Genomic DNA, 14,630 nt, shown 5'->3' on the forward strand with positions numbered 1-14,630 from the left:
GCCATCAGACGCTTCCTTCTCGATGAAAAATGCGGCGCGCGGTGCTGTATCGCTCGGTTGAGACGGCTTTGTCTCGCCAATCGCATATCCAGCAGTGATGGCGGTTTGACCCCAAGGGTAAGGGAACAAATACATGGTTGCATTGAAAGACAAGGATCTGTTTCGCCAGCAGGGACTGATCGGCGGCCACTGGCGCGACGCGAGTGCGAAGGCGACGGTGGATGTCATCGATCCTGCCAGCCAGCAAGTTCTTGGCACCATCCCGGATATGGGGTGCGAGGAGACCAGGGCTGCCATCAACGCTGCGGCCGCTGCATTCAAGCATTGGAAGACCAAGGCCCATGCAGAGCGTGCCGCCCTGCTGGAGCGCTGGTATGAGCTCATGCGACACCATGAGCAGGATTTGGCTCTTCTGCTCACGCTCGAGCAGGGCAAGCCACTGACGGAATCGCTCGGCGAAATCCGCTATGGGGCATCATTCGTCAAATGGTTTGCGGAAGAGGCGCGCCGGATCAACGGATCGACGATCCCATCACCCACGGTCGATCGCCGCATTCTGGTTTTGAAAGAACCGGTCGGCGTCTGCGGGATCATTACGCCCTGGAACTTCCCCAACGCGATGATTACACGCAAAGTGGCGCCCGCGCTGGCTGCGGGCTGCACCGTCGTCATCAAGCCCTCTGAATTCACGCCGTTTTCGGCCCTCGCGATCGGTGTGCTGGCGGAGCGGGCAGGAATTCCACCTGGCGTGATCAACGTCGTGACAGGCATGCCCGCGGACATTGGCAAGGAGCTGATGGCCAATGAGACCGTCCGCAAGATCTCGTTCACGGGATCGACCCGCGTCGGCGCGCTGCTGATGAAAGGCGCCGCCGACAACATCAAGCGGCTCAGCCTCGAGCTCGGCGGCAATGCGCCGTTCATCGTCTTCGACGATGCCGATATCGACCGGGCCGTCGAGGGCGCGATTGCGTCGAAGTTTCGCAACGGCGGACAGACATGCGTCTGCTGCAATCGCATTCTCGTGCAATCGGGCGTCTACGATACCTTTGCACAGAAGCTCGCGGGTAAGGTCGCGAAAATGAAGGTCGGCGCCGGCACCGAAGAGGGGGTCGCGATCGGGCCGATGATCAACGGCGCGGCGATCGACAAGATCAAGCGGCACGTCACGGATGCCCTGGACAAGGGCGCAAAGATCATCTCGGAGAGTGAGGCGGTGCCGGAAGGTCGGCAATATGCCCGGCCACTCGTGCTCGGCGGCGCGACGACCGAGATGCTCCTGGCGTCCGAAGAGACGTTCGGGCCGGTCGCACCGCTTTTCCGCTTCGAGACCGAGGAGGAGGCGATTGCGATCGCCAACGGCACGCCATACGGCCTTGCGGCGTATTTCTACACTGAGAACCTGAAGCGTTCCTGGCGTGTTGCCGAGGCATTGGAGTTCGGCATGGTCGGCCTGAACACCGGTCTGATCTCGACGGAGGTTGCGCCCTTCGGCGGTGTCAAACAGTCGGGACTGGGACGCGAGGGATCTCAGCTCGGGATCGAAGAATATCTCGAGAGCAAGGCTCTCCATGTCGGCGGCCTGGACTGAGCGTCCATCGGATCTGAAACAAGAAAAGGGGGCGGCTGAACCGCCCCCTTTTTCCTTGACCAACGCAGATCTCTCTTACTGAAGTGGCGCGAGAGAATCCCGAAAGGATTGCGCTCAGGCGCTCTTGCGAAGAGGCTCAAGGCCGACTGCGGCAGCCAAGCCGCCGATGCCCGAGACCTCGGTGTATTCATAGAAGGGGTTCGCCGGCTCGTGACCGCGGTTCACCCATACCTTGCTCTTGATACCCAGATCGTAGGCGGTCATCAGATCGTAGCGGAACGAGGAGGAGACGTGAGTGATATCTTCCGGGCCGCAGTCCAGCTTGTCGAACATGTATTCGAAGCCTTTCATGTGCGGCTTGTAGGCGCCAGTCTCCTCGGCCGTGATGACCGTGTGGAAGGGGGCGCCGAGCTTCTCCACGTTGGACATGATGAGGTTCTTCATGGAGTTCGACAAGATGACCAGCGGGATCTCCTTGGCAACCTTGGCCAGGCCAGCCGGGACGTCCGGATGTGGACCCCATGTGTGGATCTCTTCATTGATGCGCTGGGCATGCTCCGGCTTAAAGACCACACCATTGCGTTTGCAGGCGCGCTCCAGCGCGTTGTGCACGACCTCGAAATACGGTTTCCAGGCGCCGAGAACCTCGTCCAGGCGGTAGGCTGCAAAGTCCTTGATGAGCTTTGCCATCGCCGCGGCCGAAAGCTCCGAGCCGTAGACTCGGGTCGCGGCGCCGGCCATGTCGAAATTGGTCAGCGTGCCGTAGCAGTCGAACGTGATGTATTTCGGTCTGAATGTCGCCATAGCTCCAATCCTTGCGATCTTGCACCGCTTGCCGGTACGACACGCACCATAGCGAGCAGCCGACGAGATAAAGCGCCGATGTCGCGGTGGTCGGGAGCAGATTGTGTCGCATCTCACCGGTGCCGTGGCAGAGAGTTGCGCGACGACGGCTCTCCCCGTTTAGCCTCGATGCCGTCGCCGCACCATGCCGGCATAACATGCCGCAGTGGTGCCCAATCAAAGTCAAAACGCCCTCCGTCCATGTCCTGCCTGGGAGCAAGTGCTGTCTTCGGCAGTTTACGTTGAGGCCAGACGCGACGGGCTGCTCGCACAATCATCGCGGCCGATCTGGAGGACCACATGTTGAGCAACTCGCTGATTGAACTCGATCGCGCGCATCTGATCCACCCGGTCTCATCCTATCGCAGCCATGAGGAGTCGGGTGTGCGTGTGCTGAAGTCAGCGAAGGGCGCGACGGTGACCGATGTCTCGGGGCGTCAGTTGCTCGATGGCTTCGCGGGTTTGTGGTGTGTCAATGTCGGCTACGGACAGGACAGCATCGTTGAAGCGGCGACGAGGCAGCTCCGCGAACTTCCCTACGCGACGGGTTATTTCGGACTGGGCTCCGATCCGGCCATCCGACTAGCTGCAAGGCTGGCTGAGCTGGCGCCTGGCGATCTCAACCATGTCTATTTTACTTTGGGCGGCTCAGATGCCGTCGACAGCACGATCCGGTTCATCCGGTACTATTATCATGCTAAGGGTATGCCACAGAAGGACCAGTTCATTTCCGTCGAGTCTGGCTACCATGGATCGTCGACGGCAGGGGCCGGCCTGACCGCACTGCCGGCCTTTCATGCGGGCTTCGGCGTGCCATACAATTGGCAGCACAAGATCCCGTCGCACTACGCGTATCGCAATCCTGTCGGCTCCCATCCCCAGGCAATCATTGCGGCGTCGGTCGCGGCCTTGCGGGCCAAGATCGCCGAACTCGGCGCCGAACGTGTTGCTGCCTTCTATGTCGAGCCGATACAGGGGTCAGGAGGCGTCCTCGTTCCGCCGCCGTTTTGGCTGAAGGCCATGCACGCTGTCTGCAAGGAGCACGATATTCTGTTCGTTGCCGATGAGGTCATCACCGGCTTTGGCCGTGTCGGTCCGCTCTTCGCCTGTGAAGAGGATGACGTCGTGCCGGATCTCATGACCACGGCAAAGGGGCTGACCTCGGGCTATGTGCCGATGGGGGCCGTTCTCATGTCCGACGGCGTCTACAACACGATTGCCGATGGCGCCGGCAAGGCGGCCGTCGGCCACGGCTACACCTATTCCGCTCATCCCGTCAGCGCAGCCGTTGGGCTTGCGTGCCTTGATCTCTATGAAAACGGCTTGCTGGAAAACGGCCGGAAGGCCGGGCACCGCCTGATGGAAGGTCTTCGCGCGCTTGCCGATCATCCGCTTGTCGGCGATGTCAGGGGTCGAGGTATGCTGGCTGCTATCGAGCTCGTGACTGACAAGGAGCTCAAGACGCCTCTGCCGGCGGAAGCCGAAGCGGCGCGTCGCATCTTTGACCGCGCATGGGACAATGGTCTCGTGATCCGCGCCTTCGCGCAAGGCGTGCTGGGCTATGCGCCGCCGCTGTGCTGCACCGATGACGACATCGACGGCATTATTGAGCGGACAAAGACTACGCTGGACCAGACGCTCGAAGACAAGGACGTCCGCGCGGCGATGAAGGGATGATCGCTGCGCTGCCGGTCGGCGCCATTGTTCTTAGCCATTGAAGATGCTTTCGAGCGGCAGATGAGATTTCACGATCGGAGACTTCAGCACGACGAAGCTGAAATACTTGTCGATACCGATATCCATCTCGACCAGGCGTTCCATGACCGCCTGGTATTCGCTGATCCCCGCCGTGATGAACTTGACGAGATAGTCGTATCCGCCCGAAACGAGATGGCACTCGACGACGGAATCGATCTTTTCAATCGTCGTGAGAAAGCGCGCGAAATCGATCTGCCGGTGATTTTTCAAGGTGATTTCAGCGAAGACCGTCAGAGTTTGTCCGAGCTTGGCAACATCGATCTGGGCGGAATAGCCGGTGATGAAGCCCTCCGTCTGGAGCCTCTTGACGCGCATCAGGCACGGGCTCGGCGAAAGATTTATCAGCTCTGCGAGCTCGACGTTGGAAATGCGCCCGTTCTTCTGCAGTTCGCATAAAATCCTGATGTCGATCTTATCGAGCTTCATAGCAATGCCATCAGATGGGGCCGACGACGGCGTCGGGGCTTTTAGTCTTCAGCGTCATATGCATCTTCATAGCATCAACCAGCAGCTTTTCCTAACGAGCCGGAAGCTGCAACTCAGAACTCGCTGACCTTGCCCCAGGCGCTCATTCTCAGCCGTTCCGGCCTGTAGGGACGCGGGTCGACGATCGGTGCCCGACCGGTGATGATGTCGGCGATCATGTGCCCGGTGCCGGGCCCGATCCCGAAGCCGTGGCCACTGAACCCCGCCGCGAGGATGAAGCCTGGAATGGATTCAACTTCGCCGATTGCCGGAATGCCGTCCGGTGTGCTGTCGATGTAGCCGGCCCAGACGCTTGAGATGGCGAGGTGCCGCAGTTCAGGAACCAGCTCGCACGCGCGTCGATGCGTCAGCCGAATCTGCCTCATGTCGGGGCGGGGATTGAGCGTTCGATTCAGCTCCATCGGGGTCACCTCATCCAGTCCCCATTTAGCCAGCGTCTCATGGCCCTGCCGCATGCCCTCGAAGGCCCCGGGGCTGAGGCTTCGCCAGCGGCGGGCGAACATGGGGAGGAATTCGCGGCCGAACCTGACCTGCTGCGGGGTCGGATCGATCCGCGCGCGCCCGCTGATGGCCAGCGTGTATCCGCCATTGCCGCGCCGTGTGAGTGACAGCTGCGCAGTGTGCAGAGCATCAGGCAGGCCGGCTGCGCCAGGAGCGACGGCGAGGATGGATTGCCGCACCGATGCCTGAGGAAAACGAATTCCAAGCTGGTTGCAGAACGAAGAAGCCCACGCGCCTCCTGCCATCACCACCGTTTTCGTCCGGATCGTGCCGGCTTCAGTCACCACCCCGCTGACCCGCCCGGCACTGAGCTCGATGCCGCGCGCCGCGCAATGCTGGTGCACGGTACCGCCTGCCGCCATGATCGCACGCGCGGCGATGGGGACGGCTTTTGAAGTGTCCGCCGTCCCGTCTGTCGGTGAGAAGACGCCGCCCTTCCACTTACGACCCGTCGCCTTGCCCCGACCGCTCGCCTCTTCCGAGCTCAACATATGCGTCGTGACGCCAACGGTCCTGGCGAAGTCACGCCACTTGGCCCAGCCTGCCAGCTCATTCTCGTCGTTCGACAAATACAACAGGCCGCAGCGGCGAAAGCCCGTGTCTTCACCCGTTTCCTGGGCAACTCGTTCCCAGAGATCGAGGCTCTTGGTCGCAAGCGGCAGCTCGCGTGCGTCGCGGTTCTGTTGGCGGCACCATCCCCAGTTGCGGCTGGACTGCTCGGCGGCGACGCGGCCCTTCTCGAGCAAGGCAACCTTGAGGCCGCGACGCGCGAGATAGTAGCTTGTGAACACACCTACGACGCCGCCGCCGATGACGACGACGTCCGCTTCACGAGGAAGGGACGGACTGGATTCGATATGCAGGAGCGGCGCGCTCATCCGACAGGGATCTCCGGTGGTCGCCGTAGCGTAACCGAGGAATTGCGGCAGCCCCCGCGGACTTTCGTCGTGAGACCGAATATCCTGCGGTTTACTGCCTTTGACGCAGGCTAATATTGCGAAAATACCTTGCTTGCGTCGCAGCTTGCAGGCGGCGATACCGATGCACGTGGTCCTGCGATCCGTCGCGCGCCTTGCTTGCAGGGGTCACGACAGGCCCGGCCGCGCAGATTGAAATGCCAAATCGGACTTCGTTTTCAGAAGTTCGTGCTGCCCGGATGCCGGCTTTCGGCGACTCCGCGGTGATTGAAATCGTCAAGATCGACAGAACCAACTGATCGATCGGCCAAAGTCCATAGAGGCAACTTCATGAGCCGTGTCCAGGAGCAGGCCTTCGCGGAAGCGATCAAGCCATGATGCGGATGCGCCGTCTGAGGTTCGCTTCGATCGAGGTGGCCGATCAGGTCGGCACTGCGCTCCGAGCAACAGCTCTTGCTTCGTGCGCGAAGAGACCTGAATGATGTCGCAGCCTCCAATGAAGGAATGGCAAGTTGAGCGGCGAATTATTGACCTGTCCAAGGAGCGTGGAGGCGCAAGGAGCCGAAGGCGCCGGCCGCACCAAGATGACGGCACTGGCTTGAAAGAGGAGGATGCTCGCATGGTCTCTGGCATCCAGGTGGCAAGTCCCGCCGATGTCGCGCTGTCGGTGCGCGAGCTGACCGTAAGTTTGCCGGAAGGAATGGAGCGGGCCAACGCCGTCGAGAACATCTCCTTCGATCTGAAGCGCGGACAGATTCTCTGTATCATCGGGGAATCCGGATCGGGCAAGTCGGTCACCGCCAATGCGATCATGGGCCTTCTCCCGAAGGCGATCCGGATCCCTTCGGGTGCGATTCACCTGGACGGAATGAACATCGTGGGCCTCTCGCCCGACAAGCTCCGTAGCCTGCGCGGCCGCGTCGTCTCGATGATCTTTCAAGATCCTCTCTCGGCGCTCAACCCGCTGATGACCGTGGGCGCGCAGATCGAGGAAGTGATGGCAGCGCACGACGTCGGCACGCCGGCCTCGCGTCGCAGCCGGGCCATAGACTTGTTGATTGAAGTGGGTCTGGCTGATCCGCAGCTCATGTATCACCAATATCCCTTCCGGCTTTCGGGCGGGCAGCGGCAGCGAGTGATGATCGCCATGGCTCTTGCGCTTGAGCCCGCCATCCTGATCGCGGACGAGCCGACGACGGCTCTCGACGTCACGACCCAGGCGCAAATCCTCAAGCTGATCCGCGACATTCAGCGCCGCAAGGGGATGAGCGTCATGTTCATCACCCATGACTTCGGCGTCGTGGCCGAAATCGCCGACAGCGTTTTGGTCATGGAGAAGGGGCACATCGTTGAACAGGGCGGCGCTGTCCAGGTTCTGCAGTCGCCCAGTCATCCCTACACAAGGCGCCTCATCGCAGCAGTCCCGCACTTGACGGGCGAAGACCGTGCTCTTGTGGAAGCTCCGGCCAACGAGCCGATCCTCAAGGTCGAGGGGCTGGTGAAGACCTACCGCAGTGGCAGCGCGCTGTTCGGAAAACAGCGGATCGTGCCGGCGGTGAACCAAGTATCGTTCGATCTGGCGCCCGGACGCACGTTGGGGGTCGTCGGCGAAAGCGGCTCGGGCAAGTCCTCGCTGGGCCGGCTGTTGATCAAGCTGCTCGACAGCGACGACGGCCGGATCCTGTTCGAAGGTCGCGACGTCGCCAAGCTCTCGGAGGCCGAATTCCGTCCGCTACGGCCGCAAATCCAGATGATCTTCCAGGATCCCTTCGCCTCGCTCAATCCGCGCTCGACGGTCGGACAGATCCTGATCGTAGGTCCGGCCGCGCATGGAATGCCTTACGCGAAGGCGTGCGACCAGGCACGGTCGCTGCTGTCGCGTGTCGGTCTCGATGCCGGAGCTTTCGGCCGCTACCCGCACGAGTTCTCCGGCGGGCAACGTCAGCGCATAGGCATCGCCCGCGCGCTGATGTTCAAGCCGAAGCTCCTGATTGCCGACGAGGCGGTCTCCGCGCTCGACGTGTCGATCCAGGCGCAGATCCTCAAGCTGCTGGACCAGATCCAGCGCGAGACCGGCGTCTCGATGATCTTCATCACCCATGACCTGCGTGTCGCCAGCCAAATCTGTGATGAGATCGCGGTCATGCACAAGGGCCGGGTCGTCGAGAGGGGGCCGCCGTCGCAGATTTTTCTGCGCCCGCAGTCGGCCTACACGCGCGAACTGGTCGCAGCGATTCCCGGGGAGCAGCAGGGCGGCGCACGGGCCTTAGCGGCAAATTCATGAGAGCCACGGCGGACAGCGCCATCTGGAGGGAGATACGATGACAAAACGCTCTGGAAATGCGAGCTACTCACGACGCGACGCGCTGCGCGTAATGGCCATGGGCGGGGCAGCCAGCCTGCTCGCGCCCAACCTGCTCGGCAAGCCGGCTTACGGCCAGACTCGTCCGGAAAAGCCGACTGGCCGCATCATCGTCGGGCTTTCCCAGGAGCCCACGATCTTCAATCCCCTGATGGTGAAGATCGAGGTCGACGATGGCGTTCATTTCTCCGTCTTCGATGCCCTGTTCCGCGTCGATCCCAAGGGCGTCATCCAGCCGAATCTCGCCGCGGAGGTCCCGAGCCAGAAGAACGGCGGTATCTCGGAGGACGGCCTTAAATGGCGAGTCCGCCTGCGCGACAAGGTTCGCTGGCACGACGGCGCTCCCTTCACGGCCGAGGATGTCAAATTCACCCTCGAGCTCATCACCAACCCAAAATTCCGCAGTTGGCGCACCGCGGGTCATTCCCTCGTCCGCGACATCACGGTGGTATCGCCACAGGAGATCACTTGGCGCATGGAAGAGGCCTTCGCGCCCTACCTGTCATTCCTGACCGAAACCTTCATCGTCCCCAAGCATATCCTGGAGAAGGAGGCGGACCCGAACACAGCCGCCTTCAATCAAGCTCCGGTCGGCACCGGTGCTTTCAAATGGGGCAAACGCGTAGCAGGCGACCATCTGGAGCTTGTCGCCAATCCCGACTATTTCGGCGAAGGTCCCTACATCAATCAACTGGTCTTCAAGTACATCCCTGATCTCACGGTCCTCTACACTCAATTCAAGAGTGGCGACATCGACCTCGTCGGTCAGGCTTACATCACGCCTGATAATTACCAGGAGGCCCGCAAGCTGCCGGACCGTGTGGTTACGCTGGTGCCGAGGTCCTCGGTCGAGACGATCTATTTCAACCTCGAGCGGCCGCAGTTCAAAGAGCTTGCGGTCCGCCAGGCGATCTATGCCGCCATCGACAGGAAAGCAATCCTCGAAGGGCTCTATTATGGCGTGCCGAACGCCACGGAAACCTTCATGCCGCAGCAATCCTTCTATCATAATCCGAACTTGCCGGTTCAGGAGTTCAGCCTGAAGCAGGCGCGAGAGATCCTGGATAAGGCGGGCTGGCTACCGGGGCGCGACGGTATCCGCGCCAAGGATGGGGTGCGTCTGTCCTTCGCGAATTCGGCGACATCAGGCGACCATCTGCGCGAGCAGGTTCAGCAATTCCTCAAGCAGTCACTGGCCGAGATCGGCATCGAGATGACGATATCGAACTTGCCCTCAGCGGTGATCTTCGGCGATTTCTGGGTCAAGTCGCAATTCGATACGATGTTCGCGGGCATCACCTATCTGATCGGCGCCGATCCGGACGTGACGAATCGATTTCATTCGCGGGCAATTGCTGCGAAAGGCGGTCGTGGCTCGAACACCGCTCAGTATGCCAATCCGGAAGTCGATGCCCTTCTCGATAAGGGCGCCCGCTCCTTCGATCCCGATGAGCGGCGTGCGATCTACCACAAGGTCCAGGAACTGGTCCGTCGCGACCTGCCCTTCATGCCGCTGTACCAGAGCACGTCCGTCCATGGGTGCAAGAGCGCGATTCGAGGCGTGGTACCGAACCCCAACACCCGCACAGAATCGTGGAATGCCGCGAGCTGGTATCGGACGGCTTGAGCACGGCGGCCGCCGCTCAACTTTCGGGAAGGCCGGCGGCCATCCAATGGCACTATCACGTTACTGAGGGCCAAATGCGCGCATTCCTGCTCAGCCGTCTTTCGCAGAGCCTCGTGCTGCTGGTGATCGTTTCGATGATCGGCTTCGTCATCCTGAGCATCAGCCCGGGCGGCCCCCTGTCGCAACAGGGGCTCGATCCAGGGATGACACAGGCGGATATCGCCCGCATCAAGGAGCAGCTCGGGCTCAACCGGCCGCTGTGGATCCAGTATCTCGATTGGGCGTGGCGCCTCGTTCAGGGTGATTGGGGCCATTCCTTCCGCGGCGGCACGCCGGTGCTGACGGTCATCGGCCGGCACGTCTTTGCCACGCTCCTTCTCATGGGCACATCGACGATGATCGCGATAGCGGTCGGCACCTGGATCGGCATTCATGGCGCCACGCACCGTTATTCCCTGTTCGATTATCTGGCGACCGCCGGAGCCATGGTCGCACTGTCGATTCCTACCTTCTGGTTCGGGCTCGTCGGGATCTACATCTTCTCGCTGCGGCTGGGCTGGTTGCCTGCGGGCAACATGTACGCGATCGGCGACGGCTCGGCGCTGAACTATCTGCATCACCTCATCCTGCCGAGCATCGTGCTGTCGCTGGTCCATGTGGCGGTCTGGAGCCGCTACATGCGGACGGCAACGCTCGACGCCATCAGCCAGGATTTCGTGAAGACGGCGCGCGCCAAAGGCGTGAGCGAGCGCCGCGTCTTGATGAAGCATGTCGTCGGTAACGCGCTCCTGCCAATGATCACGCTGGCTGGAGTGCAGTTGCCCAGCATTCTGACCGGCGCATTGGTGACCGAGACCGTCTTTACCTGGCCGGGAATGGGACGCCTGTTTCTGGACAGCCTCAACTACAGCGACTACCCGGTCGTGATGGGGCTGCTGATGTTCTCCGCCGTCCTGGTCATTCTCGGAAACCTGATTGCCGACATCGTCGTCGCTATTGTCGACCCGCGCATACGTCTGGCTTGAATCCGCAACGCCCTGCAAGGAGGCGACCGTTATGACCGCTCTCGCCGTAAGCACAGCGCCAAGCCGATGGTGGCACAGCCGCGCGGCATACCGCTTCATGAACCATCGCCTGGCGCTGCTGGGTCTGGCAATGATCACGCTGCTGACGCTGGCATGCGTCGTGGGCCCGTACCTGCTGCCATATGACTCTCTCAACATTGACTTGCGCGCACGCTTCGCTCCTCCGATGACCGGAAATCATTATCTTGGCACCGATCCGCTCGGACGTGACCTGGCGGCTCGACTGCTGATGGCAGGACGGATCTCGCTGCTGGTGGGATTTTCGGCGATGCTGATATCGATCGTGATCGGAGCACTGGTCGGCGTGGTCGCAGGATATCGCGGCGGCTGGATCAGCGCAGTCCTGATGCGGACGGTCGATGGGTTCCTGTCCTTTCCGTCGATCTTTCTCGTGCTGGCGCTGGCTGCAGCTTTGCGGCCGAGCCCCCTGATGATCACGGTTATCATTGCGCTCACGAAATGGATGGAAGTTGCCCGCATCGTCGAGACCGAGGTTCGCTCGCTACGCGAACGCGAGTTTGTCCAGGCCAGTCGAATGCTCGGCTTGAGTGGAACGCATATCATGTTCAGAGAGATCTTGCCCAACGCCATGGGCCCGATCATCGTCGCCGCCAGTTTGACGGTTGCCCGCGCGATCCTTCTCGAAGCCTATATCAGCTTTCTAGGTTATGGGATTCAGCCGCCGCTGCCGAGCTGGGGCAACATGCTCAACGGCGCCCAGCAATATCTGGCGAGCGCTCCATGGCTCGCCATCATTCCCGGCGCCGCGATCACGATCGCAGTGACGAGCTTTAACTTCATCGGCGATGGCTTGCGCGATGCCCTCGATGTTCGAAACGACCACATCTGATCAGCTCGCGCCAAGCCGCGGCTGTGCACGGCAGGATATGAGAGAAGCAAACTAACTCCCTCGGAACGCTTGCTGCTTCCCGCGATGCAGCGTGCTGCGGCATTTCGGTTCTTACCGTCGCGCCTGTGGGACGTATATTTCCCCACAAAGCGACGCTCCTAAAGCCACACGATCCGGGTCACTTCGAGCGCATGTTGCGTGTGCTGCGTGGAGAGATCCCTTGATGATCGCCGAAATGGCGCCCTAGCGACGATTGGGGGGTAAGTATGACGCCGACTTCCGAACTCCGCGCCGCGGCAGCTCCGACGGCCCGCCTTCGAACGGCGTCCTGGCGCGCCCGCCGCTGACCGCAGATTGGCCGCCTCGAGCCACGAACAATGAAATTCTATGCCGAACTTTGCTCCAGTCCAATTGGGTAATGCTGTCTGGTGCAACGTACAGTGCGGACGATGCGAGGATCAGGTGGCCCTCACCGTCAATCAGGTCCTGGCGACAAGTACCGCGAGCAAGAGAAACGTCGACCAATGATGAAGCGCGCAGCCTACAAAGCCGGAGATCGCGACGATCGAGCCGCGGTGCTGGTTCCGTTCGCCAAGTCGCATCTGGAAGGCGCCCTGAAGCTCTCGCAGGAAATGTCCTGGCCCTATCGGCTCGAAGATTGGGATGTCGCGCTACAACTGGGCCAAGGCTTTGTTCTGGAGCGCGCTGGGACGGTGATCGGGACCGCGGCATGGTGGCCGTATGGCGAGACCCATGCTTCCGCTGGTATGATCATCGTCGCGAAGACTGCTCAGGGCCGTGGCTATGGGGCCCGGCTCATGGATGCGTTGTTGACGTCCGCGCGTCCACGAAGCATTGCGCTGAATTCGACCGCCGAAGGCCAGGCGCTTTACCAGCGGCGCGGTTTCGTCCCCGTCGGGGTCATCCACCAGCATCAGGGACTTCCCAGAGGACGCCATGAGCCGCCGCCGGGGCTCGTCAGGCCGATGGCTGCCTCGGATTTCGAGGCGATCATGCGACTCGATCGCGACGCTACGGGCTTGGAGAGACGACACATGCTCGAAAAGCTGCTCAAAAGCGGTGATGGCTATGTCCTGCAGCGCGACGGCACGGCCCGCGGCTACGCCATTTCCCGGCTGTTCGGCCGCGGGCATGTCATCGGTCCCGTCGTCGCCGAAACCGCGACCGATGCGCAGGCACTGATCGAGGCTGCGCTCGCGCGGCTCGGCAGTGTTTTTGTCCGCATCGACACCTCTGCCACATCGCAACTCGGGGATTGGCTTGAAGGCATCGGCCTGGAGCAGGTCGGCGTTGCCACCACCATGATCCTGGGCACGCCGGCGCTATCGCGCGGGCCGGCGCGCGTGTTTGCGATTCCCAATCAGTCGTTCGGCTAGGAGACATCGACGTGCGACGCGAGGAGATGAGTGGGGCGGATCACCAGAACGGCGAGGCGGCCGCAACGATCGGCACATTGGCAACGCCGGCACTCCTGCTCGACGAGCATCGGCTCGATCGCAATCTCACCCGCCTGTCCTCGCGCATGGCCGAGCGGGGCGTCGTGCTGCGTCCTCACATGAAAACCGCGAAATCGATTGATGTGGCCCGGCGCGCCTATCCGTCCGGATCGGGGCCGATTACTGTCTCTACCCTGGCGGAAGCCGATTACTTCGCGCGGCACGGTTTTCGCGACATGACTTATGCGGTGGGTCTGGCGCCCCACACAGCTGAAAGAGCGATGCGTCTGCGCAAAGCAGGCGTTGACCTTAAAGTACTGCTCGATTCCCCGGAGCAGGCAAGAATGCTCGGCGCCGCCGGTCGTGCCGCTGGTGTGACACCGACCGCGTTCATCGAGATCGACTGCGATGGTCACCGCGGCGGGTTGACCGCGAACAATCCAAAGCTCATTGCTGTCGCGGTCGCGCTAGGCGAGGCCGGCGTCAAGCTTGCCGGCGTTCTAACCCATGCCGGCGAATCCTACAGCCTCTTCACGCCCGAGGCTCTCGTCACGGCCGCGGAGAATGAGAGAGCGGTGGCGGTTGCCGCCGCGGAGGCCTTGCGGGCAGCCGGGCACCAATGCCCAATTGTGAGCGTCGGCTCGACGCCGACAGCGCATTTCGCCGAAGACCTGACCGGCGTCACGGAAATGCGGGCGGGCGTCTACATGTTCTTCGACTTGGTCATGCACGGTGTTGGTGTCTGTACGACGGAGGATATCGCCATCTCGGTGCTCGCTACCGTGATCGGCACCAAGTCTGAGAAGGGTTGGATTTTGGTCGATGCGGGCTGGATGGCGCTCTCGCGCGACCGCGGCACCGCGGCGCAGCGGGTCGACCAGGGATATGGTCTGGTCTGCGACGTGGCCGGCAAGGTCTATCCGGACCTGATCGTTTCGCAAGCGAGCCAGGAGCACGGCATCCTCACCATCAGGCCCGGGTCGTCGGGCGCTTTGCCCGACCTCCCGATCGGCGCGAAGGTCAGGATTCTTCCCAATCACGCCTGTGCGACGGCCTCGCAACACGAGTTGTACAACGTCGTCTCCGCCGGCAGCGAGGCGATCGAAGCGCGATGGCCCCGGATGCGCGGCTGGTAGGCCGCCGAAAGGATCGC

At 61.7% G+C, this 14,630-nt stretch carries 11 protein-coding genes; 8 read left to right on the forward strand and 3 right to left on the reverse strand.

What is annotated here, in order from left to right; genetic code table 11:
- Nucleotides 1-133: 133 nt before the first annotated feature.
- On the forward strand, nucleotides 134-1,591 hold the full coding sequence (locus AC24YW_RS33670) for an NAD-dependent succinate-semialdehyde dehydrogenase (RefSeq protein ID WP_487486725.1): 1,458 nt from the start codon (nucleotides 134-136) through the stop codon (nucleotides 1,589-1,591).
- Nucleotides 1,592-1,705: 114 nt separating this feature from the next.
- On the opposite strand, the gene AC24YW_RS33675 is transcribed toward AC24YW_RS33670, so the two are convergent.
- Complete coding sequence (locus AC24YW_RS33675) at nucleotides 1,706-2,395, reverse strand: haloacid dehalogenase type II (RefSeq protein ID WP_487486726.1); 690 nt, start codon at nucleotides 2,393-2,395, stop codon at nucleotides 1,706-1,708.
- A 339-nt stretch (nucleotides 2,396-2,734) separates the two neighbouring features.
- Here AC24YW_RS33675 and AC24YW_RS33680 point away from each other — a divergent pair, with 339 nt between their 5' ends.
- The gene (locus AC24YW_RS33680) at nucleotides 2,735-4,111 is read left to right on the forward strand and encodes an aminotransferase class III-fold pyridoxal phosphate-dependent enzyme (RefSeq protein ID WP_487486727.1); all 1,377 of its coding nucleotides are present in this window, start codon (nucleotides 2,735-2,737) and stop codon (nucleotides 4,109-4,111) included.
- A 30-nt stretch (nucleotides 4,112-4,141) separates the two neighbouring features.
- Here the strand turns inward: AC24YW_RS33680 and AC24YW_RS33685 are convergent, their stop codons facing one another.
- The gene (locus AC24YW_RS33685; protein WP_027544593.1) at nucleotides 4,142-4,618 is read right to left on the reverse strand and encodes an Lrp/AsnC family transcriptional regulator; all 477 of its coding nucleotides are present in this window, start codon (nucleotides 4,616-4,618) and stop codon (nucleotides 4,142-4,144) included.
- 113 nt (nucleotides 4,619-4,731) lie between these two features.
- Nucleotides 4,732-6,057 carry an NAD(P)/FAD-dependent oxidoreductase gene (locus AC24YW_RS33690; RefSeq protein ID WP_487486728.1) on the reverse strand — a complete coding sequence of 442 codons (1,326 nt, stop codon included), beginning with the start codon at nucleotides 6,055-6,057 and terminating at the stop codon, nucleotides 4,732-4,734.
- 658 nt (nucleotides 6,058-6,715) lie between these two features.
- On the opposite strand from AC24YW_RS33690, the gene AC24YW_RS33695 reads away from it, so the two are divergent.
- The 6 genes from AC24YW_RS33695 to AC24YW_RS33720 all read left to right on the forward strand — a co-directional run bounded on the left by AC24YW_RS33695 (nucleotide 6,716) and on the right by AC24YW_RS33720 (nucleotide 14,613).
- Nucleotides 6,716-8,380 carry an ABC transporter ATP-binding protein gene (locus AC24YW_RS33695; RefSeq protein WP_487486729.1) on the forward strand — a complete coding sequence of 555 codons (1,665 nt, stop codon included), beginning with the start codon at nucleotides 6,716-6,718 and terminating at the stop codon, nucleotides 8,378-8,380.
- 37 nt (nucleotides 8,381-8,417) lie between these two features.
- Complete coding sequence (locus tag AC24YW_RS33700; RefSeq protein ID WP_487486730.1) at nucleotides 8,418-10,085, forward strand: peptide ABC transporter substrate-binding protein; 1,668 nt, start codon at nucleotides 8,418-8,420, stop codon at nucleotides 10,083-10,085.
- A gap of 74 nt (nucleotides 10,086-10,159) precedes the next feature.
- The gene (locus AC24YW_RS33705) at nucleotides 10,160-11,110 is read left to right on the forward strand and encodes an ABC transporter permease (protein WP_487486731.1); all 951 of its coding nucleotides are present in this window, start codon (nucleotides 10,160-10,162) and stop codon (nucleotides 11,108-11,110) included.
- A gap of 31 nt (nucleotides 11,111-11,141) precedes the next feature.
- On the forward strand, nucleotides 11,142-12,020 hold the full coding sequence (locus tag AC24YW_RS33710; RefSeq protein WP_128263189.1) for an ABC transporter permease: 879 nt from the start codon (nucleotides 11,142-11,144) through the stop codon (nucleotides 12,018-12,020).
- A gap of 524 nt (nucleotides 12,021-12,544) precedes the next feature.
- Entirely contained in the window at nucleotides 12,545-13,417 is an 873-nt protein-coding gene (locus AC24YW_RS33715) for a GNAT family N-acetyltransferase (protein WP_487486732.1), read from the forward strand.
- Nucleotides 13,418-13,443: 26 nt separating this feature from the next.
- Entirely contained in the window at nucleotides 13,444-14,613 is a 1,170-nt protein-coding gene (locus AC24YW_RS33720) for an alanine racemase (protein ID WP_487486794.1), read from the forward strand.
- Nucleotides 14,614-14,630: the final 17 nt, after the last annotated feature.

This window comes from Bradyrhizobium sp. USDA3516, assembly GCF_057651995.1.

Coding starts and splice junctions, on each gene's coding strand:
- AC24YW_RS33720 (WP_487486794.1), top strand. CDS start 13,444: ATGAGTGGGGCGGATCACCAGAACGGCGAGGCGGCCGCAACGATCGGC.
- AC24YW_RS33705 (WP_487486731.1), top strand. CDS start 10,160: ATGCGCGCATTCCTGCTCAGCCGTCTTTCGCAGAGCCTCGTGCTGCTG.
- AC24YW_RS33695 (WP_487486729.1), top strand. CDS start 6,716: ATGGTCTCTGGCATCCAGGTGGCAAGTCCCGCCGATGTCGCGCTGTCG.
- AC24YW_RS33700 (WP_487486730.1), top strand. CDS start 8,418: ATGACAAAACGCTCTGGAAATGCGAGCTACTCACGACGCGACGCGCTG.
- AC24YW_RS33690 (WP_487486728.1), bottom strand. CDS start 6,057: ATGAGCGCGCCGCTCCTGCATATCGAATCCAGTCCGTCCCTTCCTCGT.
- AC24YW_RS33670 (WP_487486725.1), top strand. CDS start 134: ATGGTTGCATTGAAAGACAAGGATCTGTTTCGCCAGCAGGGACTGATC.
- AC24YW_RS33710 (WP_128263189.1), top strand. CDS start 11,142: ATGACCGCTCTCGCCGTAAGCACAGCGCCAAGCCGATGGTGGCACAGC.
- AC24YW_RS33680 (WP_487486727.1), top strand. CDS start 2,735: ATGTTGAGCAACTCGCTGATTGAACTCGATCGCGCGCATCTGATCCAC.
- AC24YW_RS33715 (WP_487486732.1), top strand. CDS start 12,545: ATGATGAAGCGCGCAGCCTACAAAGCCGGAGATCGCGACGATCGAGCC.
- AC24YW_RS33685 (WP_027544593.1), bottom strand. CDS start 4,618: ATGAAGCTCGATAAGATCGACATCAGGATTTTATGCGAACTGCAGAAG.
- AC24YW_RS33675 (WP_487486726.1), bottom strand. CDS start 2,395: ATGGCGACATTCAGACCGAAATACATCACGTTCGACTGCTACGGCACG.